The 25255-nt window shown below is 72.4% G+C and carries 22 protein-coding genes; 15 read left to right on the plus strand and 7 right to left on the minus strand.

Annotation, left to right across the window (positions count from 1 at the left end; all coding sequences use genetic code 11):
- Positions 1–1787: alpha-L-rhamnosidase (locus KIH74_RS30775; RefSeq protein WP_214159914.1), on the plus strand; the 1787-nt coding region annotated here is incomplete at its 5' end.
- 44 nt (positions 1788–1831) lie between these two features.
- Positions 1832–3097 (plus strand): MFS transporter, encoded by a 1266-nt coding sequence (locus tag KIH74_RS30780; RefSeq protein WP_214159915.1) that lies wholly within the window; start codon positions 1832–1834, stop codon positions 3095–3097.
- 10 nt (positions 3098–3107) lie between these two features.
- Here KIH74_RS30780 and KIH74_RS30785 read toward each other — a convergent pair whose 3' ends face one another.
- Positions 3108–3770: a hypothetical protein gene (locus KIH74_RS30785; RefSeq protein ID WP_214159916.1), complete on the minus strand. Its 663-nt coding sequence runs from the start codon at positions 3768–3770 to the stop codon at positions 3108–3110.
- 332 nt (positions 3771–4102) lie between these two features.
- Here KIH74_RS30785 and KIH74_RS30790 point away from each other — a divergent pair, with 332 nt between their 5' ends.
- Entirely contained in the window at positions 4103–4426 is a 324-nt protein-coding gene (locus tag KIH74_RS30790) for a cupin domain-containing protein (RefSeq protein ID WP_214159917.1), read from the plus strand.
- Here KIH74_RS30790 and KIH74_RS30795 read toward each other — a convergent pair.
- Positions 4423–5331: a LysR family transcriptional regulator gene (locus tag KIH74_RS30795; protein ID WP_214159918.1), complete on the minus strand. Its 909-nt coding sequence runs from the start codon at positions 5329–5331 to the stop codon at positions 4423–4425. The two genes, KIH74_RS30790 and KIH74_RS30795, sit on opposite strands and share 4 nt — an antisense overlap.
- 83 nt (positions 5332–5414) lie before the next feature.
- Between KIH74_RS30795 and KIH74_RS30800 the strand changes: the two genes are divergently transcribed.
- Positions 5415–6221: an inositol monophosphatase family protein gene (locus KIH74_RS30800; protein ID WP_214159919.1), complete on the plus strand. Its 807-nt coding sequence runs from the start codon at positions 5415–5417 to the stop codon at positions 6219–6221.
- Between the two features lie 3 nt (positions 6222–6224).
- Positions 6225–6818 (plus strand): NAD(P)-dependent oxidoreductase, encoded by a 594-nt coding sequence (locus KIH74_RS30805; RefSeq protein ID WP_214159920.1) that lies wholly within the window; start codon positions 6225–6227, stop codon positions 6816–6818.
- A 7-nt stretch (positions 6819–6825) separates the two neighbouring features.
- On the opposite strand, the gene KIH74_RS30810 is transcribed toward KIH74_RS30805, so the two are convergent.
- Positions 6826–8430, minus strand: coding sequence for a PucR family transcriptional regulator (locus tag KIH74_RS30810; protein ID WP_214159921.1), 1605 nt, complete (start codon positions 8428–8430; stop codon positions 6826–6828).
- A gap of 85 nt (positions 8431–8515) precedes the next feature.
- On the opposite strand from KIH74_RS30810, the gene KIH74_RS30815 reads away from it, so the two are divergent.
- The 6 genes from KIH74_RS30815 (at position 8516) to KIH74_RS30840 (ending at position 16585) form a co-directional block, all read left to right on the plus strand.
- Complete coding sequence (locus KIH74_RS30815) at positions 8516–10042, plus strand: CoA-acylating methylmalonate-semialdehyde dehydrogenase (RefSeq protein WP_214159922.1); 1527 nt, start codon at positions 8516–8518, stop codon at positions 10040–10042.
- Positions 10042–11385, plus strand: a complete 1344-nt coding sequence (locus KIH74_RS30820) for an aspartate aminotransferase family protein (RefSeq protein ID WP_214159923.1) — start codon at positions 10042–10044, stop codon at positions 11383–11385. Before KIH74_RS30815 ends, KIH74_RS30820 begins: the two co-directional genes overlap by 1 nt.
- Positions 11386–11487: 102 nt before the next feature.
- Complete coding sequence (locus KIH74_RS30825) at positions 11488–13125, plus strand: amidohydrolase (protein WP_214159924.1); 1638 nt, start codon at positions 11488–11490, stop codon at positions 13123–13125.
- 102 nt (positions 13126–13227) lie between these two features.
- A complete protein-coding gene (locus tag KIH74_RS30830; RefSeq protein ID WP_246573482.1) occupies positions 13228–14661 on the plus strand; it encodes an NAD(P)/FAD-dependent oxidoreductase in 1434 nt (477 codons plus the stop codon).
- A complete protein-coding gene (locus tag KIH74_RS30835) occupies positions 14658–16172 on the plus strand; it encodes an APC family permease (RefSeq protein WP_214159926.1) in 1515 nt (504 codons plus the stop codon). Before KIH74_RS30830 ends, KIH74_RS30835 begins: the two co-directional genes overlap by 4 nt.
- The gene (locus KIH74_RS30840) at positions 16169–16585 is read left to right on the plus strand and encodes a universal stress protein (RefSeq protein ID WP_214159927.1); all 417 of its coding nucleotides are present in this window, start codon (positions 16169–16171) and stop codon (positions 16583–16585) included. The genes KIH74_RS30835 and KIH74_RS30840 overlap by 4 nt, the downstream gene beginning before the upstream one ends.
- Positions 16586–16590: 5 nt before the next feature.
- Here the strand turns inward: KIH74_RS30840 and KIH74_RS30845 are convergent, their stop codons facing one another.
- Together KIH74_RS30845 and KIH74_RS30850 are read right to left on the minus strand one after the other, a co-directional pair.
- Positions 16591–16740, minus strand: coding sequence for a hypothetical protein (locus KIH74_RS30845; protein WP_214159928.1), 150 nt, complete (start codon positions 16738–16740; stop codon positions 16591–16593).
- Positions 16741–16850: 110 nt separating this feature from the next.
- Positions 16851–17759: a hypothetical protein gene (locus KIH74_RS30850; protein ID WP_214159929.1), complete on the minus strand. Its 909-nt coding sequence runs from the start codon at positions 17757–17759 to the stop codon at positions 16851–16853.
- 152 nt (positions 17760–17911) lie between these two features.
- Between KIH74_RS30850 and KIH74_RS30855 the strand changes: the two genes are divergently transcribed.
- Together KIH74_RS30855 and KIH74_RS30860 are read left to right on the plus strand one after the other, a co-directional pair.
- A complete protein-coding gene (locus KIH74_RS30855; protein ID WP_214159930.1) occupies positions 17912–18439 on the plus strand; it encodes an NUDIX hydrolase in 528 nt (175 codons plus the stop codon).
- A gap of 108 nt (positions 18440–18547) precedes the next feature.
- Entirely contained in the window at positions 18548–20107 is a 1560-nt protein-coding gene (locus KIH74_RS30860; protein ID WP_214159931.1) for an alpha/beta hydrolase, read from the plus strand.
- Positions 20108–20116: 9 nt separating this feature from the next.
- Here KIH74_RS30860 and KIH74_RS30865 read toward each other — a convergent pair whose 3' ends face one another.
- Positions 20117–22309, minus strand: a complete 2193-nt coding sequence (locus tag KIH74_RS30865) for a RelA/SpoT family protein (RefSeq protein WP_214159932.1) — start codon at positions 22307–22309, stop codon at positions 20117–20119.
- A gap of 273 nt (positions 22310–22582) precedes the next feature.
- Between KIH74_RS30865 and KIH74_RS30870 the strand changes: the two genes are divergently transcribed.
- Positions 22583–23044 (plus strand): hypothetical protein, encoded by a 462-nt coding sequence (locus tag KIH74_RS30870; protein WP_214159933.1) that lies wholly within the window; start codon positions 22583–22585, stop codon positions 23042–23044.
- A gap of 6 nt (positions 23045–23050) precedes the next feature.
- Positions 23051–24910 (plus strand): hypothetical protein, encoded by a 1860-nt coding sequence (locus tag KIH74_RS30875; protein ID WP_214159934.1) that lies wholly within the window; start codon positions 23051–23053, stop codon positions 24908–24910.
- Here the strand turns inward: KIH74_RS30875 and KIH74_RS30880 are convergent.
- A complete protein-coding gene (locus tag KIH74_RS30880) occupies positions 24819–25253 on the minus strand; it encodes a hypothetical protein (RefSeq protein ID WP_214159935.1) in 435 nt (144 codons plus the stop codon). The genes KIH74_RS30875 and KIH74_RS30880 overlap by 92 nt on opposite strands.
- Between the last annotated feature and the right edge of the window lie 2 nt (positions 25254–25255).

The following is a 25255-nucleotide window of genomic DNA, read 5'->3' on the forward strand; positions in this document are numbered from 1 at the left end:
GGCCGCGGGGGCCCCCCGAGGACGCCGCGTCGGAGGTGCTCGTGCCGTTCGCCGGCGAGCCGGTGCGGCGGGTGGCGCACCGGCCCGCCGGGTCGGTGGTGGCCGATCCGGCGGGCGGCTGGATCGCCGACTTCGGGCAGGTGGTGGCCGGGCGCGTGCGGCTGACCGTGCGTGGGGCCGCGGCCGGTGACCTGATCACCCTGGAGCACACCGAGACCCTGGACGGCGACGGCCGCTGGTTCGTCAACATCGACGGCATCAACAAGGACCAGCGCGACGAGTACGTGTCGGCCGGGGCGCCGGTGGAGGAGTGGGAGCCGGAGTTCACCTTCCACGGCTTCCGTTACGTGCGGGTGCGCGGCACGGCGGGGCTGGAGCCCGGTGACGTGACGGCGGTGGTGCTGTCCAGTGACCTGCCCGCCACCGGCACGCTGCGGCTGTCCGACCCCCGGCTGGACCGGCTGCACCGTAACGTGGTGTGGAGTCAGCGTGGCAACTTCCTGTCCGTGCCCACCGACTGCCCGCAGCGCGAGCGCGCCGGATGGACCGGTGACATACAGGTTTTCGCGCCCGCCGCCACGAACAACGCCATGGTCGCGCCGTTCCTGACCCGCTGGCTCGACAACCTGCGTGCTGACCAGGACGAGCAGGGCCGGATCCCGATCGTGTCGCCGCGCTCGCCCTACGACGACGAACTGACCTCGGGAGCAAAGGGTTTCGGCTCGATCGTGGCCTGCGCCGGGTGGAGCGACGCGATCGCGATCGTGCCGTGGACGCTGTGGGAACGCTACGGCGACCGGCGGGTGCTGGCGGAGAACCTGGACGCGATGCTGCGCTGGGTGGAGTACCAGGGCGGTGCCGCTGCGCAGGTGCCCGAGCGCCTGTCCGGCGTCGAGCTCACCCCGGAACAGGCTGCGCGCCAGGCCCTTCTGTACAACGCGGGGGAGCACTTCGGTGACTGGCTGACCCCGAGCACCATGGAGGGCCGGCCGCTGCACGAGGCGATCGGCATCGCCCCGCGGCTCACCGCTGAGATCGTCGCGCCGATGTTTCAGGCGCACACGCTCACCCTGGTGGCCCGCGCCGCCGGGGTGCTCGGCCGGAACGACCTGGCCCGGGAGCTGCACGAGCGGGCCCGGCGGGTGCGTGAGGCCTTCGCCGCGGAGTACGTCGACGAGCAGGGACGCCTGCCGGTCGCTCTCCAGGGGCCGTACGTGCTGGCGCTGGCGTTCGGCATGGTGCAGTCCAGCCAAAGGCCTCTGCTGCTAGGGCATCTCGTCGACCTGATCGCCGCGCGTGGCGGGCGCCTGGACACCGGTTTCCTGTCCACCCCGTACCTGCTTGACGTGCTCTGGGACGCCGGCCGCGCCGACCTGGCCCGGCAGCTGCTGCGGCAGGACCGGCAGCCGTCCTGGCTGTACGCGGTGGACCACGGCGCCACCACGATCTGGGAGCACTGGGACGCGGTCGCCCCCGACGGCGCCGTGCGCCCGGTCTCGCTGAATCACTACGCCCTGGGGTGCGTCGACGACGTTCTCTACCGGCGCATCGCCGGAATCCGCGCCACCGCGCCGGGTTTTCGTTCCGTCGTGATCGAGCCCGACCTCACCGGCGGACTCGATCACGCCGAGGCCTCGATCCTCAGCCCGTACGGCCGGATCGCCGTCGCCTGGACCGTCGACGGCGACACCGCCACGGTCCACGTCGACGTGCCGCACGGCGTGGACGCCGTGTTCGGCGGCAGCACCCTGCCGCCCGGCACCCACGACCTGCGAGTCGCGCTCTAGTTTCTACCGCACGGTCGCCCCTCGAAGAGACAATGGAGTTCTCAATGACCACCAGTGCCGTACCCGTTTCCGAAAATCTCACTCCCGAATCGGTTCCCGGGCCCCGCCGCGGGTTCGTCCCGGTGCTGGCGCTGTGCGTCGGCTCGGTCTACGGGGTGCTGCTGGCCGCCTCGATCCTCACCCTGTCGATCGCCGCCACGGCCGTCGACGCGGCCCGGGCCACCAGCGTGCTGTCCACGGCCGTGGCCGTGGGCGGCGTGGCCCAGCTGCTCGCCTACCCGGTGATCGGCCGGCTCAGCGACCGCACCACGTCAGGTCTGGGGCGGCGGCGTCCGTTCCTGCTCGGCGGTGCCGCGGTGATGGCCCTGGGCGGCGGCCTCCAGATCGCCGCGCACTCCACGCTTCTGCTCACCCTGTCGTACGTGGTGCTGTCGCTGGGCGCGGTGAGTGCCCTGGTGGCCGCGAACGCGATCGTGCCCGACCAGCTGCCGGCCGACCGCCGGGGCCCGGCCTCGGCGGCAATCGGGCTGGGGGCACCGATCGGGGCCGTCGTCGGCATCTTCCTGGCCCAGCTGGGGCAGCCCACCCTCGGCCTGATGGTGCTGTTCCCGACCGCCCTCGGCGTGCTGGCCGCGATCGGGCTGGCGCTGTTCGTGCAGGACCGGCCGGTGCGGCGGGCCGTCGCCCCGGGCCCGCGGATCGGCCTGTCCACGTTCTGGGTGAACCCGCTGCGGCACCCGGGCTTCGCATTCGCCTGGGTCAGCCGGTTCTGCATCTTCCTCGGCGTCTCGGCGGTCAACGCCTACCAGGCCTTCTACCTGATCATCGTGCAGCACACCGACCCGGCCACGGTCGGGACCAGGGTGCTGGTGGCCTCGCTCGTGGGTACCGGGGTGGCCCTGGTCCTCTCCCCGGTCGCCGGCCGGGTGTCCGACCGTCTGGGACGACGCAAGCCGTTCGTGGTCGCCGCCGCGCTGATCTTCGCGGCCGGTCTGTGGCTGACCGCCCAGGCCGGGAGTTTCGGCGGGTTCCTGGTCGCCGTCGCCGTGATCGGGCTGGGCCAGAGCGTCTACTTCGCGGTCGATTTCGCCCTGATCACCGAGGTGCTGCCGAACCCCGACGACACCGCCAAAGACCTCGGCCTGATGAACCTGGCGATGTCGCTGCCCTCGTCGGTGGTGCCGGCCGTGGCCCCGGCGATCCTGGCGGTCGGCGCGGCGGGCAACAACTTCTCCGCGCTGTTCGGGGCCGGGGCCGTGGCGGCCGTGGTGGGGGCGCTGGCCGTGCTGCCGATCCGCGGGGTGCGCTGAGAGCCCGGTCTCAGGACTTCTTCACCCCGGCGGCGTCGTAGAGGTCGTCGACGCTGTCGACACCGGCGAAGTCGAGCACGTCCTGCCGCACGTCGGGGCACTCGTCCAGCATCTGGGCGTCCAGCTGCACGTCGGCGAAGCTGACCTGGTCGGCGGTGTTGCCGCCGGCCCGGGCGGCCTTGGTGACCGGGGTGACCCACTTGACGCCCAGGAACATCGCCCGGTCGGGGTCGTCGGCGCTGTCGGCCAGCAGCTTCAGCTGCACCGGCGCCACCACGCAGGCGACGTGCCCGATGCCGGTGCCGGTGGTGGCCGCCGCCATCTCCTCGGTCACCCCGATCAGCCGGGCCTCCTGCTTGGTCTCGTTCTCCGAGGCCTTGAAGTAGACGTCCATGTCGTCGGAGTCGAGGCCGGTCTTCAGACCGTCGAGCTGCTCGGTGATGTCTTTCAGCTCGGCCGTCCAGGCCTTGTCCTTCTTGGCGCCGACCGACCAGCCGCTCTTCACCGGCGACGCGGCCGTGGTGGGGGTGGAGGCGGCGGCGGTGACGGTGCTCAGGTCCAGCGCCTCCGGATCGTCGTCGCCACCGCCGCAGCCGGCCAGCACCAGGCCGGCCAGGCAGGCACCCACCGTCGCCCCGAGGAGTGTGCGACGGCGCCTTGCACTGGAGATCACGTCTTGCTCCCAAAACCCGGATTCATCTGATTCCCGCGCACAGGATGATGACAGGCTGATATGTGAATCCCCAACTGAACCCCTGACACATCGTCGGGTGAGGGCGGGGGCCCGCGACACTCTGCGGGTGGCCGGGGACGGGCGCCCGGGCCAGGATCGGATCGGGCAGCCGATCGCCCGGGCTGTCGGGTTGTCAGGCTGTCGGCCCGTCGCCGGGTGTCCCGACGGGGAGCGGCGTCCAGCCTGTCGAGCCGAACCGTCGAGCCGAACGTCGATGCCGATGTCGATGCCCCTCGTTGAAGTCCCTCCTCGAAGCCTCAGGAGAACCGCGCATGACCCGCGTCCTCGACACCTCGTCGCCGATCCCGCTCGCCGCCGTCGAGAGCTCAATGGTGGACGACGGAAAGCCCACGACCGGCTCCCGCCCGCTCACCGCCCTGGCCGGGCTGGAGATCGGGGTGTGGGAGATGACCACAGGCACCGCCCGCGACATCGAGGCGGACGAGGTGTTCGTGGTGCTGTCCGGCTCGGCCACGGTCACCTTCGACGACGGCGACGTGATCGAGCTGGGCCCCGGTGTGCTGGTGCGCCTGCACGCCGGCGACAGCACCAGCTGGGTGGTGCACGAGACCCTGCGCAAGGTGTACGTGGTCTAGGAACCGCTGTCGCGCAGCGGTTCCCGCACCTGCGACCGTACCTGTGAGCGCAGCCAGCGGTGCGCCGGGTCCTGGTCGTGCCGCCGGTGCCAGAACTGGTGCAGCGGCACCGGGGGCATCGGCAGGGGCAGCGGCTTCACCACCAGGCCGAGCTGTGCCACCACGGTGCGGGTGATCTGCCGGGGCACCACGGTGAGCAGGTCGCTGCCGGCCACCAGGTGCAGCACGGCCGTGCCGGCCGGGCCCGCCACCACCACCGTGCGGGCGGCACCGGCTGCCTCCAGGGCGTCGTCCACCGGGTCGCGCAGCCGGCCGCGCCGGGACGCCGTGGCGTGCTCGGCGGCCGTGAACCGTTCCACCGTGAGCCGTTTGCGGGCGAGCGGATGGCCGCGCCGCATCACCGCCACCAGCTCGTCGTGGGCCAGCAGCTCGGACTCCAGACCGCCCTGCGCCGGCACGGCCCCGGCCAGGTACAGGTCGACGTCGCCGCGCCGGAGGTCGTCGCCGCTGTCCGTGGCCTGTTCCCCCAGAAAGCGCAGCCGCACGCCGGGCGCCTGTCGCCGCATCCGGGCGGTGAGGCCGGCGGCGTGGGCGGTGATGCCGGCGTCGTGCCAGCGCAGCGTGAAGGTGCGCCGCAGCCGCGCCGGGTCCAGCCCGGGTTCCGGCGACAGCGCCGCGCGGGTCTGCCGCAGTAGCTCGGTGACCTGCGGGCGCAGTTCGAGAGCCCTGGGCGTGAGCACCATCTCGCGGCCGGCCCGCACCAGCAGCTCGTCACCGGTGGTGCGGCGCAGCCGGGCCAGGGTGCGGCTCATGCCCGGCACGGACACGTGCAGGCGCTGCGCGGCGCCGGTCACGCTGCCCTCGGTGAGCAGGGCCTCCAGGGCGGTCAGCAGGTTCAGGTCCACCTTCCATGCTTACCACTACCGGTAATTCTGAGTTGCTCAGGTTGTCATTGCTGGTAATTCGGGATGTTCGTAGCGTGATCGGCATGGACGAACAGCTGAACCGCACGCTCGATCAGGCCACCCACGCCGCGCGGGCCGCCGGCCACCGCCTGGCCGACGGATTCACCGGCACACACCAGCTCTCGGACTGGGACCAGGTGGTGGCCGCGATCGCCGACGCCGACCGGCGCTCGCTGGAGGTGCTGCGCCCGCTGCTGGAGCGGGCCCGCCCGCAGGCCGGGTGGGTGGAGGACGAACTGGCCGACGGCCCGCTGGCGGCCGGGGAGTGGTGGGTGGCCGACCCGGTGGAGGGGGCGATCAACTACGTGCACGGCGTGGCCGAATGGGCGGTCACGGCCACCCTGGTGCGCGACAACCTGCCGGTGCTGACCGTGGTGCACCTGCCGGTCACCGGCACCACCTACACCGCCGTCGCCGGGCAGGGCGCGCATCGCGACGGGGAACGGCTCGCGGTGTCGCCGAAGACCGGACTGCGGGGGGCCTACGTCGGCACCGGGCAGGCCAGCCCGCGCGAGAGCGCCGGAACCTGGTCACTGATCGGCCGTTCGCTGACCGCGATGATGGCGGCGGCTGGCGTCACCCGGGCCTCGGTCCCGGCCACGCTCCAGCTGATCCAGGTGGCGGCCGGGCGGACGGACGGCTTCTGGCAGCACAGTGCGGTGCGCTCCGGGCTGCTGGCCGGTGCGCTGCTGGTGGCCGAGGCCGGCGGCACGGTGACCGACCTGCACGGCCGGCCCTGGAGCCTGGACAGCACCGACTTCCTGGCCGCCACACCGGGCATCCACGCCGAGGCCGCCGGTGTGCTGTCCTCCGCCGTGCGGGAGGGCTGAGCCGTGCGGATCGCCGTTCTGGCGGCCAACGGCCGCACCGGGCAACAGCTCTCGGCCCAGGCCCTGGCCCGGGGGCACGAGGTGGTCGCGCTCGCCCGCCGTCCCGGCCCGTCGGCGCCGTCCCTCACCTGGGTCACGGCCGACGCCTCGGACGCCGCCGCGCTGGCCCGGGCGGTGCGGGGTGCGGACGTCGTGGTGTCCGGGCTGGGCCTGGTCGCGGGCAGCCCGCCCGGTCTGCTGAGCACGGCGGCGTCGGCCCTGGCCGAAGGGCCCCGCGTGGTGTGGCTCGCGGCCTTCGGCACCGGCCGCTCGGCCGGGGTGGCCCGGTTGTCCGCCGTCATCAACCGGGTTCTGGCGAGTGAGATCCCGGACCGGGTGCAGGCCGACGAGACGCTGCTGGCGGCCGGGGCGAGCGTGTTCCACGCGGGGCCGCTCACCAACGGCCCGGTGAGCCCGGGGCGTCACACCGTTCGGCTCGAGGCGATTCCTGGACGACGATGGCCGCGACCGGTCTCCCGGGCGACGGTGGCCGCGGCCATGCTCGACGCGGCGCAGGACCCGGACGGGGCCGGTGGTGTTCTGCTGCCGCTGTCGTGAAAGCCGTTCAGCCCGGGGAAGCGCTCTGCCGCGACAGCTCGTCCGCGATCAGGGCCACGTGCAGCGACACCCGGATGTCCGGGTCCTCCAGGCTGACGCCCAGCAGCTTCTCCAGCCGGGCCAGCCGGTCGTAGAACGCGGCCCGGGAAAGGTGCAGGGCCCCGGCGGCGGCGGACTTGCCGGCCGGGTGGTTCACCAGCGCCCGCAGCACCGGCAGCAGGGCGGTGCCCCGTCCGGCCGGGGAGGCGTCGTGCTCGCGCACCTGGCGCAGTTCGCGGTCGACGAACAGGCGCAGGCGGTCGTCGTCCCCGAAAAGGGTCAGCAGGCCACGCAGGTGCACGTCTGCGAGCCGGTGCACACCGGGAGCCGGGTCGCCGGGCAGCGAGTCGGCCACCTGGCGTGCCTCCAGCAGGGTGCGGTCGATCGTGGTGCTGGACGCGGCGGTGCTGCCGGCGCAGACCAGCAGGGCGTGCCGCTGCCCGACCCGCTCGGCCACCCGGTCCACCGCCTGGTCGGCGGGCACCGCGCGGGGCAGCGACAGCAGGGCCCGCACCTCGCGGTCGATCTCGCAGACCAGGGCGGGCGTGCGGGCGACGTGGGTGGCGGCGACCACGGAGGCGATCACCTCGTCCAGGTCGTTGCGGCCCGAACCGACCACCCGCGGGCGGAACACCAGGCCGACGAACTGCCGCCGCTCCACCGGCAGCCCGGCCAGCTCGCAGGCCCGCAGCACGTCGTCCGACGGTTCCCCGGACTGGAGCGTGACCAGCAGCTCGTGGTGCCGGCGGCGGGTCAGGTTGTCGCGGTCGCGGTCGTGCAGCCGGTGCAGGGCCAGCGACGCGGAAGCCCGCTCGGCCACGGCGATCAGGCGCTGCGGCGGCCGGCCCGGGGAGCCGATCACCAGGCGTCCCCACGAGCGTTCCGCCGTGCCCAGCCGGGTCACCAGCCAGCCGTTCGCCTCGTCCCAGCCGGTCCGGCCGGTGATCGTGACCCGCGCCGAACGGGCCTGCCAGCCGTCGAGGAAGCCCACCGGGTCGTCCGGGCCGGGCAGGAAGTCGAGCGGCCGGTGCTGCTCGTTCTCCAGCACCACCGGTGCCGCCGCCAGCCGGCGCACCGCCTCCAGCACCTCGGCCGGGCCGGCGTGCGCGAAGCTCAGCTCGGTGAACGTCTCGTGCACCCGCTCGGCGTCGCGCAGTTCGGCCAGCTGCCGGTCCACCACCAGCTCGCCCACCGTCTGGATCACGGCGGCGAACCGCACCTCGTGGGTGAGCGCGACCAGCGGCAGGCCGAGCTCCTCGCAGACCGAGACCAGAACCTCGGGCAGGGCGTCGCGCCAGCGCCGTCCGTACTCGACCATCAGCCCGGCGCACTCCACCTCACCCAGGCTGCGGGCGAACTCGCGCAGCGCCGCCGGGTCGTCGTCGGGCGGCAGGCCGACCCCGGTGGTGAGCACCAGGTCGCCGGGCCGCAGCAGCGGCGCGATGTCGCTCAGCTCGGTGGCGTGCACCCAGCGCAGTGGGCGGGTGAGCCGGTCGTGACCGGCCAGCACCACCGGGCCGCCCTGCCGGACCACGGGCAGGCGGACCACGTCGGCGACGGTCAGGTACGACATGGGGCGACAGTGTGCACGATGATCCTGGGGATTCCCGACGATCTGTCACCCTGTCGGCGGTGGACGGCGGGGGCACCATCGAAGAATGACCGCAAACATCGTGCACTGGGCCGACGGCGCCGAGTTCGCCGGCACCTCCGAGCTGTGGGCCGAGGTGACGAACCCGGCGACCGGCAAGGTCAGCGGCCGGGTCGCCCTGGCCGGCGAGCGTGACGCGCAGTACGTGATCGGGTCGGCCGTGAAGGCGCAGGAGGCCTGGGCCGACACCTCGCTGGCCCGTCGTACCCAGGTGCTCTTCGCCTTCCGCGAGCTGCTCAACGCCCGCCGGGCTGAGCTCGCCGCGATCATCACCGCCGAGCACGGCAAGGTGCTGTCCGACGCCACCGGTGAGATCGCGCGCGGTCTGGAGGTGGTCGAGTTCGCCTGCGGCATCAGCCATCTGCTCAAGGGCGGGCACACCGAGGGCGCCTCCACCGGCGTCGACGTGCACTCCAAACGGGTGCCGCTGGGCGTGGTCGGCATCATCAGCCCGTTCAACTTCCCGGCCATGGTGCCGATGTGGTTCTTCCCGATCGCCATCGCCGCCGGCAACGCCGTGGTGGTCAAGCCCAGCGAGAAGGACCCGAGCGCCGCGGTCTGGCTGGCGGCGCTGTGGAAGGAGGCCGGCCTGCCGGACGGCGTGTTCAACGTGCTCCAGGGCGACAAGGTCGCGGTGGACGCGCTGCTCACCTCCCCGGACGTGGCCGCCATCAGCTTCGTCGGCTCCACGCCGATCGCCGAGTACGTCTACGAGACCGCCTCGAGGCACGGCAAGCGGGTGCAGGCGCTCGGCGGGGCGAAGAACCACATGGTGGTGCTGCCCGACGCCGACCTCGACCTGGCCGCCGACGCCGCGGTGAGCGCGGGCTACGGCAGCGCGGGCGAACGCTGCATGGCCATCAGCGTTCTCGTGGCCGTCGACTCGATCGCGGACGACCTGGTCGCCCGGGTCGCGGAGCGCACCAGGACGCTGCTCACCGGTGACGGCGGGGCCGGCGCGACCGCCGACCACGACCGCGAGGCCGACATGGGCCCGGTGGTGACCCGCGCGCACCGCGACCGGATCGCGTCCCTCATCGGCAGCGGCGAACAGGCCGGCGCCAAGCTGGTGATCGACGGCCGCGACGTGCAGGCCCGCGGCGGCAGTGACGGATTCTGGGTCGGGCCGACGCTTTTCGACAATGTCACGCCCGACATGGAGATCTACCGCGAGGAGATCTTCGGCCCGGTGCTGAGCGTGGTGCGGGTGCCCTCGTACGACGAGGCGGTGAAGCTGATCAACGACAACGCCTACGGCAACGGCACGGCCGTCTTCACCAACGACGGCGGCGCCGCCCGGCGGTTCGAGAAAGACGTCCAGGTCGGCATGATCGGCATCAACGTGCCGGTCCCGGTTCCGGTGGCGTACTACTCGTTCGGCGGCTGGAAGCGCTCGCTGTTCGGCGACACGCACGCGCACGGCACCGAGGGCGTGCACTTCTTCACCCGGGGCAAGGTGGTCACCAGCCGCTGGATCGACCCGGCCAACCGCCCGGCCGGCGGCCTGGACCTCGGCTTCCCGCGGAACGTCTGATGTCCGACCTCGAGAGCACCCAGGACCCGCGCCGCGCCTACGACCTCGACCGGGCGCACGTCTTCCACTCCTGGTCGGCGCAGGCCGGGCTGGACCCGATGGTGATCACCAAGGCCGAGGGCCCGCACATCTGGGACGCCGACGGAAACCGCCTGCTGGACTTCACCTCCCAGCTGGTCTACACCAACCTCGGGCACCAGCACCCGCGGATCGTGGCCGCGATCCAGGAGCAGGCCGCGTCGCTGTGCACGGTCGCCCCCGGATACGTGAACGGCGCCCGCTCGGAGGCCGCCCGGCTGATCGCCTCGCACACGCCCGGCGACCTGGACCACGTGTTCTTCACCAACGGCGGCGCGGACGCCAACGAGCACGCGATCCGGATGGCCCGGCTGCACACCGGAAAACACAAGGTGCTGTCCACCTATCGCTCCTACCACGGCGGCACCCAGCTGGCCGTGAACGTCACCGGTGACCCGCGGCGCTGGCCCAGCGACAACGGATCCTCCGGCACCGTGCACTTCTTCGGCCCGTTCCTCTACCGCAGCCCGTTCCACTCCACCACCGAGGCGCAGGAGTGCGAACGCGCCCTGGCTCACCTGGAACAGGTGATCACGCTGGAGGGGCCGGGCACGATCGCGGCGGTCGTGCTGGAGTCGATCCCGGGCACCGCGGGCATCATGATCCCGCCGCCCGGCTACCTGACCGGCGTGCGGGAACTGTGCGACCGGTTCGGGATCATGCTGATCGCCGACGAGGTGATGTCCGGATTCGGCCGCTCCGGGCGGTGGTTCGCGATCGAGCACGACGGCGTCACACCCGACCTGCTCACCTTCGCCAAGGGCGTCAACTCCGGCTACGTGCCGCTGGGCGGGGTGGCGATCAGCGACGCGATCTACGAAACCTTCGCCCACCGCGCGTATCCCGGCGGCCTGACCTATTCCGGGCACCCGCTGGCCTGCGCGGCCGCGGTCGCCACCATCCGCACGATGGAGGACGACGCGGTGGTCGAGAACGCGGCCCGGCTCGGGTCCGACGTGATCGGCCCGGCCCTGCGGGAACTCAGCGAGCAGCACGACTGGATCGGCGAGGTACGGGGAACCGGCTGCTTCTGGGCGCTGGAGCTGGTGGCCGACCGGGACACCCGGGAGCCGCTGGCCCCCTACGGCGGCAGCAGCCCGCAGATGGCCGCCGTGCTGAAGGCCTGCCGCGAGGAGGGCCTGCTGCCGTTCGCCAACTACAACCGCATCCACGTGGTGCCGCCGCTGAACATCGGCGACGACGAGGCCCGCGAGGGCATCGCCAAGCTCGGCGTGGCCCTCGCCCGGGCGCGCGCGGCGGGCTGATCCGCCGGCACGGCCGGGTGGTGACCAAGGCCACCCGGCCCGCCCCCTGATCCGGCTCCGGAGAACGACGTACGCTCGACGTCGATCGAAAGGACCTGATCAATGGCGAATCCCGATGCCGACCTGGTGTTCACCGGCGGCCCGGTGCGGTGCATGGACGCGGCCGGCACCCGGACCACGGCCCTGGCGGTGCGGGACGGCCGGATCGTGGCCCTCGGTGCCGACGTGGCCGCGACGGTCGGCCCGGGCACCGAGGTGGTGCCGCTGGCCGGGCGGCTGCTGCTGCCCGGTTTCCAGGACGCCCACGTCCACGCCGTTTTCGGTGGCCTGGAACTCGGGCAGTGCGACCTGACCGGCACCACCGACGTGCACGAGTACCGGCGGCGGGTGCGCGAGTACGCCGACGCCCACCCGCGGGCGGAGTGGATCACCGGCGGCGGCTGGTCGATGGAGAGCTTCCCCGGCGGTGTGCCCACCGCGGACCTGCTCGACGACCTGGTGCCGGACCGCCCGGTGTTCCTCTACAACCGCGACCACCACGGCGCCTGGGTGAACAGCCGTGCGCTGCACCGGGCCGGCCTCACCGCGGGCACCCCCGACCCGGCCGACGGCGTCATCAACCGGGACGCCGGCGGTCACCCGTCCGGCGGCCTCCAGGAGGGCGCGGTGGCCCTGGTGGCCGACCTGGTGCCGAAACCCACCGACGCCGACCGGCTGGAGGGTCTGCTGCGGGCCCAGACGGTGCTGCACTCGCTCGGCGTCACCGGCTGGCAGGACGCGATGCTGTGCGCCACCAACGGTTATCCCGAGGTGTCCGGCGCCTACCTGAGCGCCGCCCGGGACGGGCTGCTCACCGCCACGGTGACCGGCGCGCTGTGGTGGGACCGCGACCGCGGGGCCGGGCAGATCCCCGACCTGGTGGCCCGGCGGGAGGCCCTGACCGTGGGACGGCTGCGCTGCTCGACGGTGAAGATCATGCAGGACGGCGTGGCGGAGAACTTCACCGCCGCGATGACCGCCCCCTACCGGGACGCCTGCGGCCACGTGACCGCCAACAGCGGGCTGAGTTTCGTCGACCCGGCGGCGCTGCGCGAGTACGTCGTGGCGCTGGACGCCCTCGACTTCCAGGTGCACTTCCACGCCCTGGGCGACCGGGCCGTGCGCGAGGCCCTGGACGCGGTGGCCGCGGCCCGGGCGGCCCACGGGTTCCGCGACACCCGGCCGCACCTGGCGCACCTCCAGGTGGTGCATCCCGAAGACGTCCACCGGTTCCGGGAACTCGGCGCGACGGCGAACATCCAGGCCCTGTGGGCCGCGCACGAGCCGCAGATGGACGACCTGACCATCCCGTTCCTGGGCGGCGACCTGGCCGCGCACCAGTACCCGTTCGGTGATCTGCACCGGGCGGGTGCCCGGCTGGCGGCGGGCAGCGACTGGCCGGTCAGCGACCCGTCCCCGATGGCCGCGGTCCACACTGCGGTGAACCGGCGCAACCACGGCTCCACCGGGCCGGTGTTCCTGCCCGGGCAGCGTCTCGACCTGCACACCGCACTGGCCGCGTACACCGCCGGAAGTGCGTACGTGAACCACCGCGACGACAGCGGGGTGCTGGCCGTGGGGAACCGGGCCGACCTGGTGGTGCTCGACCGGGACCCGTTCGCCGGGCCGCCGGAGCAGATCGGCGCGACCGGGGTGGAACGCACCGTGATCGACGGGCGCACGGTTTTCGCAGCGTCCTGAAACCGGTTGGAAACATTGATCAACTCCGCCCGACGGTCTGTCGGATCGAACGGGTGAACCCGACAGGTTGCTCCCTGACCGCCCTCAGCCGGCGCACCCAGAATGACGGACGTGGCCCTCACCCAGAGCTCGGCTCAGACCCCCACCGCGTACGAACGGCACGCGCCCGACCCGCGGCTGGTGCGGCAGACGCTGGAACCCAGCGAGCACGCCGTCTTCTGGCTGCACGACGCCCCCGGGGCCCGGTACCCGGCGCTGACCGCCTCCACCGCGGCGGACCTGGCGGTGGTCGGCGGCGGCTACCTCGGCCTGTGGACGGCGGTGCTGGCCAAGCGCCGCGCTCCCGGTACCCGGGTGGTGCTGCTGGAGGCCGAGACGATCGGCTGGGCGGCCTCCGGCCGTAACGGCGGGTTCTGCGAGGCCAGCATCACCCACGGCGAGGAGAACGGCCGCTCGCGCTGGCCGGGGGAGTACGCCGCGCTGGAGCGCCTCGGCCGGGCCAACCTCGACGAGTTCGGCCGCGACGTGGCCGAACTCGGGCTGGACTGCCAGTGGGAACGCACCGGCACGCTCTCCGTGGCCGTGGAGGAGCACCAGACCGGCTGGCTCGGTGACGCGCGGATGGACGCCGGCGCCGTCCGGGAACAGATCGACTCACCGCTGTTCCTGGCCGGCGCCTGGAACCGGGACGACACCGCGCTGGTGCACCCCGCCCGCCTGGCCCACGAACTGGCCCGGGTGGCGGGCGAACTGGGCGTCGAGATCCACGAGCACTCACCGGTGCTCGGGCTGGACGGCGGCCGGGCCGGTGGGCCGGTTTCGCTGCGCACGCCCCGCGCCACGGTGCGGGCTCAGCGGGTAGCCCTGGCCAGCAACGTTTTTCCCTCACTGCTGCGCCGCACCCGGCTGATGACCGTGCCGGTGTACGACTACGTGCTGATGACGGAACCGCTGACCGCCGGGCAGAAGTCGGCGATCGGCTGGGAGAACCGGCAGGGGCTGGCCGATCTGGCGAACCAGTTCCACTACTCCCGGCTGACGGCCGACAACCGCATCCTGTACGGCGGTTACGACGCCGTCTACCACCGTGGCGGGCGGCTCGACGCCGGGTACGAGGACCGGCCGGCCACCTTCGAGCGGCTCACCTCGCACCTGCTGGCCACCTTCCCGCAGCTGGAGGGCGTCCGGATCAGCCACCGCTGGGCCGGGGCGATCGACACCTGCACCCGGTTCGCGCCGTTCTACGGCCTGGCCCGGGGCGGAAGGGTGGCCTACTCGGCCGGTTTCACCGGGCTCGGGGTGGGTGCCACCCGGTTCGCCGCGCAGGTGCTGCTCGACCGGCTGGAGGGAGCGGACACCGAGCGGACCCGTCTGGGGATGGTCCGGCGGCAACCGGTACCGTTCCCGCCCGAGCCGCTGGCCGGCATCGGGATCGACCTGACCCGGTGGTCACTGGACCGGGCGGATCATCAGGCAGGGCGACGGAACCTGTTCCTCAGGGCATTGGACGCGGCGGGATTGGGTTTCGATTCGTGACACAGACACCAGAGGGCACCGAACTCAACCACGGCGCCATCGGTTTCGTGGACGCCGTGGTGATCGGCCTGGCCGCCACCTCACCCGCGTACTCGCTGGCCGCCGTGATCGGGGCGATCACCGCCACCGTCGGCATCTACGCGCCGGGCGCGCTGCTGGCCTCGTTCGTGCCGATGGCGCTGATCGCCACCGCCTTCCTCTACCTGAACCGGGTGGACCAGGACTGCGGCACCACGTTCAGCTGGGTCACCCGGGCGATGGGCCCGTGGTTCGGCTGGATCGGCGGCTGGGCCACCACGATGACCGGGGTGCTGATCATCGGCTCCCAGGCCGACGTGGGCGTGAGCTTCGCGCTGCGGATGGTCGGGCTCGACGAGGCGGCGGAGAACAACTGGGTCCGGATGCCGCTGACCGTGCTGCTGATCCTGGTCCTCACCTGGATGTGCGTGCTGGGCACGGACGTGTCGGCGCGGGTACAGAACGTCATGATCATCATCCAGGTCGGGGCGCTGCTGGTGTTCGCCGCCGTCGCGCTGTTCCGGGTGTACACCGACGACAGCCCGCTGGCCGCGCTGAGGCCGCAGCTGTCCTGGTTCAACCCGTTCGGCGCCGGCGGGGCGTCGCTGACCACCGCTCTGCTGCTCGGCGTGTTCGCGTACTGGGGCTGGGAGGCGTCGGTCAACCTGAACGAGGAGACCCGGGGCGGGCCCTCCACCGCGGGCCGGGCCTCGCTGCTGTCGACGGTGATCCTGCTGCTGACCTACCTCGGGGTGGCCACCGCCGTGGTCGCGTTCGCCGGCACCGCCTGGCTGAGTGCCAACGCGGACGAGGAGGAGGCGGTGTTCGCCGACCTCGCCCACCAGGTGCTCGGCGGCTGGGACTGGGTGCTGCTGATCTCGGTCGCGGTCTCGGCCATCGCCTCCACCCAGACCACGATCATCCCGGCCTCCCGCACCGGCCTGTCCATGGCCCGGCGGCACGCCCTGCCGAAGACCTTCGGCCGGATCCACCCGCGCCACCGCACCCCCGACGTGAGCACCTGGTGGGTCGCCGGCATCGCCATCGTCTGGTACGTCGGCATCTACCTGATCAGCGAGAACGCGCTCTACGACTCGGCCACCGCGCTGTCGCTGCTGGTCGCCTTCTACTACGCCCTGAGCGGCCTGGCCTGTGCCGTGTACCACCGCAAGCACCTGCTGGAGTCGGCCCGCAACCTGCTGCTGATCGGCGTCGCCCCGGTCGCCGGCGCGCTGATGCTGATCTGGCTGCTGGTGCTCTCGGCCCGGGACATGGCCGACCCGGCCAACTCCTACAGCGGCGACGCCTGGCTCGGGGTCGGGCCGCCGCTGGTGATCGGCGTCGGCATCTTCGCCGTCGGGGCGATCCTGATGTTCGCCTGGCGGATCCGGGACGGCCGGTACTGGCAGGAACGGCCGGGCCTGCCCGACCCTGACGTCGTCCGTGGTCTGAAGTCCGCGGCACCCGATCCCGACGGAATGGAAGCCGGATGACCATCGTGCTGGGCTACGACGAGTCCCGTCCCGCCCGCGCAGCCCTGGAGACCGCCATCACGATGGCCCGGCGCCTGGGCGAGGACCTGGTGTTCGTCTACGGCGCCGGGGTGCCCGGCGGCGCCAGCGAGGAGATGGCCGCGCAGCGCGACGCCATCGAGGAACTCGGCCGGGCCGCGCTCGCGGGCGCCGTGTCCCGGGCCGAGGAGGCGGGCGTCGGTTTCACCGTGGAGCTGAGCGGGGCCAAGCCCGTCGAGGCCCTGCTCGGGGTGGCCGAGCGGTACGGGGCCACGATGATCGTGGTGGGCAGCAACGGCGAGAGCCCGGTGCGGGCGGCGATGCTGGGGGCGATCCCGCACAAGCTGTTGCAGGCCACGGACCGGCCGGTGCTGTGCGTGCCGGCCGCGAGCTGAGCTGCTCAGGCTGAGGCGTCCGGTGACGCGTCGCCGTACAGCAGGTGCCCGTACCTGAGCAGGTGCGCGTGGAACTCCTGGTCCGAGTCGAAGTCCCAGCCGGTGGACGAGTCGTGAAGGAAACGCTCGATGTCCGCGTCGGGCAGTTCACTCACCTGTTTTCCTGGGATCGGGGTACATGGTAAGCAGCCTGGCGTTCCGGCCCGGGGCGAACAAGTAGACGGCGACCATTGAACCGTCCGTGAAGTCCGCGTCGGACGGTGGTTCACTTCCTGGGGTTCCCGGTGGGAGCGCTGACGGATCCCTCCCTCCGTACGCCGGAGACATGCTGCCGATAGGTGGGGCCGAAGATCCTGGACAGCCGGATCCTGACCATCCAGGAGTCCTGTGACTCGGTCAGGGCTCCGGCCCGTGCCACGGCGAATTCGGCGGTCGCGCGGATGTAGCGATCCGCGCAGACGTATGCCGCATCGGTGTTCACCCGCGTCGCCACCCGGGAACACTGGTGATTCTTCCCGGCCGCCACCCCGTCCTCCGTGGTTCCGGTGATCGGGTCGATCCGGTGCAGCGCGCGATCGGTCAGCTGCCGCAGCGACACCTGGGCGCCGTGGCGCCGAGGCCCGTGGCCCTCCTCAGGCAGCTGCCGGATCCACGTCCGGACCGAATCGACGCCGAGGGGCACCCCGGGCCCGGCCGTGGCTCCGGCGCCTTCCCCGAAGCGGGTGACCTGATCGAGCTCGGAGCGGGTGGAGTCCTCGATCGTCGCGATTCGTCCGGCGACATCGAGAAGCCCCGCGGGAAGATCGCTCAGTGCTCCGGTCAGGAAGCCCGAGGCGGCGAGTCCGGCGTAGCCGGCCGCCTCGTCGACGCGGCGGGACGACGCTTCCAGTGCCTCGCGGGCGTGTCCGAGTTCCGCTACGGCGATCTCCAGCCGCTCGGCCACCTCGGAGGCGCTGAGCAGATCGGTGATCTCCCGGAGAGCGGCCGCTGCGGTCGACGTGTCATCGATCGTGCGGCTGATCTCTTCGGTCACTTCCGAGATGGCCTGACCGGCGAGTTCGATGTTGCCGGCGACGCAGTCCCAGCCATGAGTGAGTGCATCCTCGCTCGCGAGCCTCGCGCTCTCCCCAAGTTTCTCGGTGAAATCTTTTTCTTGGCATAGTTTGTCGGTCAAAGCAATGATGGCCGTGACGATCTCGCCCGCGCGGCCCCGGGAACACCCGTCTTCAGTGATCCGCCGACAGTAGCCAGGACGGCGGAAGCGGTCCGGTTCTTCTGGCTCCGGTGCATGGCGAGGGCATATCGCCGACTGGGTACATTGACGCCATGGACGCCAGCCCCGTCTCCATCCCCGACGACCTGCCGATCCTTGAGCGCAGCGCCGTGCGCCTGGTGGTGCTGGACGCCGACGACCGGGTCCTGCTGCTGCACACCCGCGACCCGGAGCATCCGGATCTGGGCACCTGGTGGGAGCTGCCGGGCGGCGGGATCGACGAGGGGGAGACGTATCTGGAGGCGGCGGTGCGGGAGATCCGGGAGGAGACCGGGATCGTGGCCGCGCCCTCGCGGATCGGGTCGCCCACCTGGCGGCGCCTGGCGTCGTTCCGGCACCGGCAGGTGCGGCACCTCCAGCACGAGGTGATCGTGCTGCTACGGCTGGACGGGTCGGGGCCGGACGTGGACGAGACCGGGCGCCTGGACTACGAACTCGAGGACTACTTCGGCTACCGCTGGTGGCCCCTGGCCGACATCCCGGTCAGCCGGGAGCGGTTCTACCCCGGCAGGCTGCCCGGCCTGATCGGCCCACTGCTGCGCGGGGAACAGGTGGACGAGCCGTTCGAACTCTGGTCGTAGCGGCCCGGGTCACGGTGGCGTTGACCGCACGGCCCGCACCCAGAACACTCGCAGTCAACGGTATCCGGCGGAGCGGGCGAACTGGGGCGGGCAGTGAGAGTCAGGATCATGGCGGCGGTCGTCGCAGCGACGGTAGGGGTGGGGGCGACGGCGGCGGGGGCGGCGCCGGTCCCGCGGGACCAGAGGGCGGCGGCGTCCACGGCGTCCTCGGTGGACGCCGTGGACGTGGTGGACGCGGCGGTGGACTTCGAGCCGGAACCGATCGTCTGGGGCAGGTGCGCCGACGCGGACCTGACGGAGATGGGCGCGCGGTGCGCCTTCGTGAAAGTTCCGCTGGACTACGGGAAACCACGGGGGAAGACGATTCAGCTGGCGGTCTCGCGGGTCAGGCACACTGCGAAGAAGAGTGCCTACCAGGGGGTCGTGCTGCTCAACCCGGGCGGGCCGGGGGCTTCCGGGCTGGGGCTGTCCACGTTCGGTGCGATCTTCGAGGAGAAGGTGTCCGCGGCCTACGACTGGATCGGGTTCGACCCGCGCGGCGTCGGTTCCAGCAGGCCCGCGCTCAGCTGTGACGGCGACTACTTCTCCTACGACCGGCCGCCGTACGTGCCGGGCAGCCGGGCGGTGGAGAAGGCCTGGCTCGCCCGTGCCCGGGGTTACGCCGAGGACTGTGCCGAGGCCGGAGGCGAACTGCTGGACCATGTGACGACGGCCGACTCGGCCCGTGACCTGGAGGTGATCCGGAAGGCACTGGGCCGCAAGAAGATCAACTTCATCGGCCTGTCGTGGGGGTCGTACCTGGGGCAGGTCTACAGCACGATGTATCCGCACCGGATGCGCCGGGCCGTGCTGAACGGCGTGGTGAATCCGGAAAAGGTCTGGTACCGGTCGAATCTCGACCAGGACCTGGCATTCGACCGGAATCTCGGCGTCTTCTTCGGCTGGGTCGCCGCGCACCACGGCACCTATCGGCTCGGCAAGACCGCCAAGGCCGTGAGAAAGCGCTACTACCAGCAGGTGAAGGCGCTCGACCGGAAGGCCGCCGGCGGGCAGATCGGTGGTGACGAGTGGACGGACATCTTCCTCTCCGCCGGGTACGGCACCTCCAGCTGGTCCGATCTCGCCCGGCTGTTCTCCGGCTGGGTGAACAACGGCCACTGGAAGCCGCTGAAAGCCCGCTTCGACAGCACCTATTCACAGGACGACGGGTCGGACAACGACTACGCCAACTACCTGGCCACCGTCTGCACTGACGCCCCCTGGCCGCGCGACTGGGCGATCTGGCGGCGGGACAACACCGTCATGCATTCCCGGGCGCCGTTCATGACCTGGTCGAACGCCTGGTACAACGCCCCCTGCCGGTACTGGGAAGGGCGGGCCGGCACGCGGGTGGACGTGACCGGCAGGCTCTCGTCGTCCATGCTTCTGATCAACGAAACCAGGGACGCCGCAACCCCTTACCCGGGCGCGCTCGAGGTGCGCAGCCGGTTCCCGAAGTCGGTGCTGATCGAGGTGACCGGTGGCCTGGCGCACTCCGTCGACCTGCTGAACGACAACGACTGCGTGGACGGCGTGGTGGACCGCTACCTGCTCACCGGCAAGCTGCCGAAGCGGGTGAAGGGGCGGACGTCGGACAAGCAGTGCGCGGCGCTCGACCTGCCGGACTGAGCCGAGGGCTCAGCGCACCGACGCCGAGCGCACCCCCGGCAGTTCCCGCAGCCGCCCGGCCAGCTGTCCGCGGTTGTCCGGGTGGATCACCTCGTAGGTCTGGTGCCCGGCGCCGTCCTGGCCGATGTACGAGGTGGAGGCCTCGATGTCGCAACCGGCCTCGGCCAGGGCGATCACCACCCGGGCCACCATGCCCGGCGTGTTCTCGCAGACCAGCTCGATCACCGACATCTGCGAACCGGCCCGCACCCAGGCCAGTCTCGCGGAGCGGGCCGGGTCCTTGGCCAGGTGGGCCAGGGCCTGGCGGCAGTCGCCCGCGTGCACCACGACGCCGCGGGTTCGGGACAAAACGCCGAGCAGGCCGTGGCCGGGCACCGCGTGGCAGCACCCGGGCCAGGTCAGGGCCACACCGGACAGGCCCGGCGCGGCCACCTGCATGGGCGCGACGCCGGGCGGGGAGGGAGCCGGGCCGGGCGGCGTCTCCGCCTCTCCCGCAGCGGGTTCCGTCAGCGCCGGGATGCTGGCCGTGGGCGGTTCGGGCACCGTGCCGGAGGCCGTCAGGGCCGCCGCGGACAGGGCCCCGGCCAGCATCGTGACGTCGGCCCGGCCGGCGCCGATCTCCTCGGCCAGCAGGTCGAGGTCGTCCACGTTCGCGGTGCGCAGCAGCACCTCCTCAGCCTGGGCCCGGGACAGCCGGCGGCGCGAGAGCAGGGTGACCAGGGCGGCCTCACCGGCTGCCCGGTCGCTGTCTCGCCGGGCCCGGGTGTGCCAGGCCCGGATGCGCTGGCGGGCGCGGGCGGTGACGGTCCACTCCAGCCAGTCCAGCGACGGGCCGGTGGTGCGCCGGGTGATGATCTCGACCGTGTTGCCGCTCACCAGGCGGGTGTTCAGTGGCACCAGGGCGCCGTTCACCCTCGCCCCGGAGCAGCGGTCGCCGATCTGTGAGTGCACGGCGTAGGCGAAGTCCACCACCGACGCCCCGACCGGCAGCGAGTGCACGTCGCCCTGCGGGGTGAGCACCCAGATCTCCTGCGACTGGAGCTCGCCGGCGACGGCGGTGAGGTACTCGCTGTCTTCGGCGTCGTGCCAGGCCAGCACGCGCGAGAGCCACTGCGGCTCGGTGCCCGTGCCCTGCTTGTAGGCGTGGTGGGCGGCGCTGCCGTGCTCGGCCTCGGCGTGCATGCGCCGGGTGCGCACCTGCACCTCGACCATGCGCCCACGCAGCAGCACCGTGGTGTGCAGCGACCGGTAGGCGTTGAACTTGGGCCGCGCGATGTAGTCCTTGAAGCGGTCCGGCACGGGTTCCCAGAGGGCGTGCACCAGGCCGAGCACGCGGTAGCAGTCCTCCACGTCGTCCACCACCACGCGCACGCCGATCAGGTCGTGCAGGCTCTCCAGGTCACGCCCGGCGTCGGCGGTCTTGCGGTAGATGCTCCACAGGTGCTTGATCCGGCCGGTGATCTCGTGCGGCCGGTCGCCGTCGTGGGCGTCCAGGTGGTCGCCGAGGCGCGACATCGCCTCGCGCAGCGTGAGTTCCAGGTAGGGGCGGTCTTTCAGGTCGGCGATCAGCTCGAGGTACTCGTCCGGGTGGGCCACGGCGAAGGCCCTGTCCTCCAGCTCGGCCTTCATCAGGGCGAAGCCCAGCCGGTGTGCCAGCGGCCCGTGGATGGCCAGCGACTCGCGGCCGATCCGGGCGGCCTTGGCCGAGGGCAGCGAGCCGATGGTGCGCAGGTTGTGCAGCCGGTCGGCGAGCTTGATCGTGACCACCCGGGGGTCGGCGGCCAGCGCCACGAACAGCTTGCGCAGCCGGGACGCCTCCACCCGGTCGGGGTCGTCGCCGCGCACGGCGGCGACCTTCGTCGCGCCGTCGACCAGCAGGGCCACCTGAGGGCCGAACTCGCGGTCGACGTCTTCGAGCGTCACCCAGGTGTCCTCGACCGTGTCGTGCAGCACGGCACCGATCACGGTGGCGGGCTCGGCACCCAGCTCGGCCACGATCTTCGCGACGGCCAGGGGATGGGTGATGTAGGGCTCGCCGCTCTTGCGGTTCTGCCCGGTGTGCGCCTCGATCCCGTAGACGACGGCCTTGCGCAGCTGCGCCCGGTCCGGCTCGTCCCAGGCCGTGACGGCTGCCTCGAGCTCGGCGACGGCGGTGTCGACGTACGGGTCGGCGTACCGCTCGGGGCTCGGGTCGGGGCTCACGGGAGGTCAGATCGGCAGCTGACCCGGTCGGGTGAAGCTGCCGGCGGTGTGAGGTGCGTTCCGTTCGTGCCACGGACCGGGCGTCGGGAGGGGACCCGGAGCATGACCATGCGGTTCCACCCTTCATGTCGTCTCGCCTGCGCGGCCTTCGTCGTCCCCCATCTTGCCTCCTGCCCGCCGGCCTGGTGAACCTGGGCACTGTGGGGCGAGTGGTGCTGTCCGGCGTCCTGATCTGAGGGGATGACGGGCCCCGGTCCGGCATAATCACCCCGTGTGACCCAGCGGGTACGGACAGCCTTCGCGGTGATCGCCGGTCTGGTGGTCGTCGGCTGCTGTGCGGGACTGGTCGTGATGATCGAGCGCGGCCACGACCCGGCGCAGACGGCGAGCGTGGTGCAGGGCTACGTCGCGCCGATCGCGGTGGCCGTCTCCCTGCTCGGCGCGCTCGCCACCTGGTGGCTCTCGCAGCGGCAGGGCGTGGCGGCACCGGGTGCCCTCGACGCGGCGGCCGGGCAGCTGCGCGGCCGGTTGCGCCAGGCCTGGCGCCGGGAGGCCCGGGCCCGCGGCATCGAGCTGCCCGCCCCGGTCACCGTGCGGTGGCGGTGGGCGGACGGCGACCTGGCCGGCCCCCGCGAGGAGATCGCCGTCCCGGCGCCGCCCGGCCTGCGACCGGTGACGCTGGGCTCGCCCGGTGTCCTCCTCGACGAGGGCTCGGTGACCTCGCTGCACGACTAGCTCTACGTGCGGCTGCCGCACGGCCGTCTGGTGGTGCTGGGGGCGGCCGGCGCGGGCAAGACGGCGGCCATGATCCTGCTCCTGCTCGCGAGTCTGATGGAGGACGACGAAGAGCCCGTGCCGGTCTGGCTCACGCTCAGCAGCTGGGACCCGCACCGCACCCCGCTGCTGGCCTGGGTGCGCGGTGTGATGGCCCGCGACCACCGGTTCCTGCTCGCCGCCGAGTACGGGCCGGACGCGATCGGCGCCCTGCTGGAGAGCGAGCGGGTGGCCCTGTTCCTCGACGGGCTGGACGAGATGCCGGCCGCCGCCCGGGCGGTGGCGCTGCGCCGCCTGGACGCCGAGGGCGGGCAGCTGCGGATCGTGGTCAGCAGCCGGCCGCAGGAGTACCGGGAGGCCGCGGCGTCCGGGCACTGGCACAACGCGGCGGTGGTCGAGCTGCTGCCGCCCTCGCCCCCGGTGATCGCCGACTACCTGCTGCGCGACCAGCGCGACCAGGTGGCGCAGTGGCGTGACCTGGTCGGTCACCTGGTCGAGAACCCTGGCGGCGCACTGGCTCTCACGCTGAACTCGCCGCTCACCCTGTCACTGGCGCGGATCGGCTACCGGGGCCGGTCGCCGGCCGAGCTGACCGAGCCGGGCCGCTTCGACGGCCCGGAACACCTGCGCCGTCATCTGCTGGCCCGCTACCTCGAGACGGCCTACCCCGACCCGGCGGAACGCGAGCGGGCGGTGACCTGGCTGGCCTGGACCGCCCACCAGATGCGCGACGCCCGCACGCTGCCCTGGTGGAAGGTGCCGGGCTGGATCCCCCGCCGGCAGCGCAGCCTGGCCGTCGCCCTCGGGTTCGGGCCGCCGACCGGGGTGCTGACCGGCCTGGCGGACTGGGCCGGCCAGGGGTTCGAGGCCTCGCCCCGGCCGGTGCTGATCGCCCTCGGCGTGAGTGTGCTCGGCGGGCTGCTGTACGGGTTCCTGGCCTCGGTGCCGGAGCTGCGCACCGGCTCGGTGAGCGAGCCGCAGTCGATGGTGGTGCGCGGGCCGGGCCGGGACGACCTGGCCGGTCTGCTGCGCTCGGCCCCGGCGGTGGTCGTGCCCGCCCTGCTGACCGGGCTGCTGCTGTTCGTGCGCGCGGATCTGCCGGTGCTGAACACGTTTCCGGCCCTCTTCGACGGGCTGCTGTACGGCACGCTGGCCGGGTTCGGGGCCGGGGCCAGCGTCGGGGTGCTCCAGCTGTGGCGCACCCCGCTCTCGCAGTTGCCGGCCGCCGGCGCCCGGGGCAGCAGCGACCAGGCCTGGCGCTCGGCCGTGGCCGGCGGCCTGATCACCCTGGCCGCCTCCGGTCTCACCGCGGCGGCCTGCGTGCTGCTGGGCAGCGGGAACCCCACCGGGCCCGGTCATGCCGTGGCCACGGCACTGATCGCCGGGGCGATGGCGTTCACCGCGATGAGCCTGGTGTTCAGTCTCGCGGCGGGTCTCACGGTGGGCCTGACCGCCGTGGTCGGCTCGCTGCTGATTCTCGGGGCGGGCAGTGCCCCGGCCGCCGTTCTGGCGTCGGCCCTGTTCAGCGGGCTGGGCTATGCGATTCACGCCGGGCCGTCGGTGCACCTGCTGGCGGGCGAGATGGTGCTGCGGGTCAAGGGTCTCGGCCGGGTCCGGTTCGCCGGCCTGTTCGCCGACGCCCACGACCGGCAGGTGCTGCGGCAGGTCGGCATGCTGTACGAGTTCCGGCACGCCGAGCTCCAGGACCACCTGGCCCAGCAGGGGGCGCTGCTGCTCAGATCGGGGCGGCGTGAGTCTGGGTCACCGTCAGCCGGCTCGTCGAGGTGTTCAGCGGCCAGGCCATCGGCTGGTAGCCGGTCATCGTGACCTGGAGCGTCTCGAAGTCCTCGTGTGTGGAGAGCGCGCCGACGGCGCTGAGCACCACATTCAGTACCAGGACGGCGGTCGGCTCGGAGACCTCCTCCAGGTCGACGATGACCATCGGGTGCATCTTCGACACCGGCACCCGGTCGACCTTGAGCTTGATGTTGCGCGACGGCCAGGTCGCGTCCGGCCGGAAACCGTTGGCCAGCACCTCGTAATCGAAGTTGCGGTGCGCGGCCAGCGACGACACCACCCCGCGCACCAGGTTCGCCAGTACGTTGCGGTGGCCGATGTCGAGCGTCTCCCACTCGACCAGAATGCGCCTCGCGCCCTTGTCACCCGTCACCC

Origin of the sequence: Kineosporia corallincola (assembly GCF_018499875.1) — a bacterium.
Lineage (GTDB): Bacteria > Actinomycetota > Actinomycetes > Actinomycetales > Kineosporiaceae > Kineosporia > Kineosporia corallincola.